This window comes from Coxiella endosymbiont of Ornithodoros amblus, from assembly GCF_019425495.1.
Lineage (GTDB): Bacteria > Pseudomonadota > Gammaproteobacteria > Coxiellales > Coxiellaceae > Coxiella.
The window spans coordinates 1-3,047 of sequence record NZ_VFIV01000090.1; the positions used below are offsets into that span (position 1 = coordinate 1).

Genomic DNA, 3,047 nt, shown 5'->3' on the forward strand with positions numbered 1-3,047 from the left:
CGATTTAAAAATTGGTGTAGAAAATGGAAATTAAATGTTACTGAGAAAAAAAATCCAAGATGGCATAGCTTATATGACGCGATCTGCTCCTAACCGGATCCTGCGAACAAGCCGCGGGACGAGGGGCCTTACTAGAATTGTAAACAGACCTAACTCAAACGGTTGTTTTGATACCACTATTTTTCGGCAATTGAATCCCACAAATCGTTTCTAACAAAATAGCCGCGACTTGGTAAGGGTCGGCGTTAGCACCGGGTCGACGATCTTCTAAATAACCACAACCCCGAGATGCTACTGCGCTAGGTATGCGAACGGAAGAGACGCGATTGCCTACGCTTGAAGAAAATTGCGTAATAGGAGCCGTTTCGTGTTTACCAGTTAGCCGCTCTTCTAAACCATGACCGTACACCCCAATATGGGCGTCATGACGTTTTGATAATCGCTCGATGGCCTGTTCGATGGCTTCCAGGCCTGTGGCGGGGTCACGCATCAACTTAGTGGAAAAGTTCGTGTGTTTTCCAGCACCGTTCCAATCCCCTTGAACCGGTTTAGGCTGGAGGGTTGCTGTGATTCCGTAATCTTCTCCAATACGATAGAGCAACCATCGAGCCAGCCAAAGGTGATCAGAAACTGTCAAAGGATCAGGCGTCTCGTCGTCAGCACCTCGATAGCCAATTTGGAATTCCCACTGCCCTGGCATGACTTCGGCGTTCGTTCCAAAAATCATGAGCCCAGCCTCAATACAAGCCGTGGCATGTTCTGTCACTAGCTGGCGACCAAATACTTCATCGGCCCCGATGCCGCAATAAAAAGGGCCTTGAGGAGCGGGATATCCTCGATCGGGCCATCCGAGAGGTTGGACGCCTTGAAAGAGAGTGTATTCTTGCTCAAACCCAATCCATGGGTCATGTTCAGCAGCTCCATTGGCTATGATTTGGCGCAAGCGGGCGCGGGTGTTTGAAGCATGTGAGGATCTATCGGGATTCATCACTTCACATAACACCAAGTAATTTCCATCGCCTAAGATTGGATCTTTAACAAAATGGACAGGTTGTAAAATCAAATCGGAATCCTTTCCTGTCGCTTGGTAGGTTGAAGAACCATCGAATCCCCATTCCGGAAAGTCGGCCAGCGTAATATCTCGCTCAGGGTGTTTGATGATCCGAACTTTTGATCGTAGCTTTTGGGTTGGCTGCGCGCCGTCCATCCAAATATAGGTAACTTGAGCAAACATAGTCTAACCTCTCATTAATTTCTCAAATCAAACTATATGACTACCTATGACTACCAACAAGACACAACTTTAGGCTTTGTCACTGCCATCTGCGCAAGGATAATGGGTTTTAAGTTTTTTTAGCCTTTATCCTCTTGTGGATAATGATAGGAACTCAAAAGGCCCCTCCGGTTTTGTCAGTTTTTCATTAATCGTTTTAACCAGGGGCTTAATATAAGTAATATTAAACCAATCACAAATGAAAGAATTGCATCATTCATAAAGGCGTGTCCATAGATTTCGTTAGCCGCCTGGATATCAAGGATGTATTTAGGCACTCCGGCTTGTTCAGCTAAAAAACCAGATAATTGGCCGCCGAACCCGAGCGCCATGAACCAAACGCCCATCATTAAACCGGTTAAATGAGGAGGAGACAATTCCGTGACCATCGATAATCCAATGGGGGAGAGCAACATCTCTCCCAGCGTGAGAAAAAGATAAAAAAGTACAACCCAAATGGGATGAATAAGTCCGCTGGTTTCGGTCCAATAAACGGCTAAAACTAAAAAGGTCATCGCAATTGCCGCTGAAAACATGGCAAAAGAAAATTTTATTCCAGGAGTGGGATCGAGTTTTTTAATATGTAAACGCTGCCAAAGCGTGGCTAAAAAAGGACCGAGTAAAATAATGAAAATCGTTTCTAGGGCGATAAACGCTGGCGATGGGATTAATAGGCCTATAATGTGTCGATCCACCACGCGCTCGGTAAATAAATTGACGGAGGCAAATGCCTGAAACAGTATCGCCCAAAAAACGATGGAGGCAAAGATAAGAATGATCAAAACAAGAAACTTATTCCGAATGCGTTTTTCAAATCGACTGCTAATAAAAAGAAGTATAGCTAGGATGAAGATACCAAGAACCAATTGTAATAAATTAGCAATACTGGTGCTGCTCAACAATAAATAGGCGATTAAAATAGTAAGGAGAATGAGGAAAATAATGCTGAGCTTATGACGCGTCATCCGTAAAAAAGACGGCCTAATTTGGTCAGGAGGAAAGAGTAATCCGCGGTTTTCATACTTTTTGAAACCGAAGCAGAAAGTGACAGTAGCGATAAGCATGCTAATGCCCGCACTGAGAAAGGCGGCGCTCCAACCCAGCTTTTCCTGTATAAATCCGGCACTACCTAGTGCTAGTAAGCCCCCTAAGTTGATGCCAATGTAAAATAAGGTGAAGCCCGCATCCCGACGCGGATCGTTCTCATAATAAAATTGCCCCAAGAAGCTGGAAATATTGGGTTTTAATAGGCCATTACCTACAACGAGAATTGACAAGCTAAGAAAGAGTAGCTTTTGACTGGCAAAACCCAAGAAAAAGTAGCCTAGTCCCAAGAAAATAGAACCTAAAAATATCGCATATCGAGGCCCTAGAACTTGATCGGCAACCCCACCCCCTGCAAGGGAGGCGATATAAACTAAAGCCGTAAACTCTCCCAGAATCATGTAAGCATGAGGGTCAGAGAAATTGAGGACGCTAGTAAGGTAGAGAATAAGCAGACTTTGAGTGACATAAAAGCCAAAACGTTCCCACATCTCGGTGAGAAAAAGAGGCGCCAAAGCACGAGGTTGTTTCATCAGAAAGCCTTAGGGTTACTTATGGTGTATAATTGAGCATAGATCGTTGAGAAGTTCAACCCCTTGCCAAGCTGCAATTAAAAGTGTAGGTTAGGCCGGCTCCGGCTCACGGGATCTGCCGTGGATTTGCAGTATTATTTGAATTGATATTGTTTTCTACTCTTCAGTATCTTTATGTCAATAACTATGGTTTCGTT

The 3,047-nt window shown here is 44.3% G+C and carries 2 protein-coding genes and 1 pseudogene; 1 reads left to right on the top strand and 2 read right to left on the bottom strand.

Features of this window, described 5'->3' with window-relative positions:
- Positions 1-93 (top strand): annotated as a pseudogene (locus tag FIV31_RS07455) (GIY-YIG nuclease family protein); the annotation flags it as partial.
- 61 nt (positions 94-154) lie between these two features.
- On the opposite strand, the gene FIV31_RS07460 reads toward FIV31_RS07455, so the two are convergent.
- Both FIV31_RS07460 and FIV31_RS07465 read right to left on the bottom strand, forming a co-directional pair.
- A complete protein-coding gene (locus FIV31_RS07460) occupies positions 155-1,234 on the bottom strand; it encodes a glutamine synthetase beta-grasp domain-containing protein (RefSeq protein WP_280124336.1) in 1,080 nt (359 codons plus the stop codon).
- 176 nt (positions 1,235-1,410) lie between these two features.
- The gene (locus FIV31_RS07465) at positions 1,411-2,850 is read right to left on the bottom strand and encodes a peptide MFS transporter (RefSeq protein ID WP_425278286.1); all 1,440 of its coding nucleotides are present in this window, start codon (positions 2,848-2,850) and stop codon (positions 1,411-1,413) included.
- Positions 2,851-3,047 lie beyond the last annotated feature (197 nt).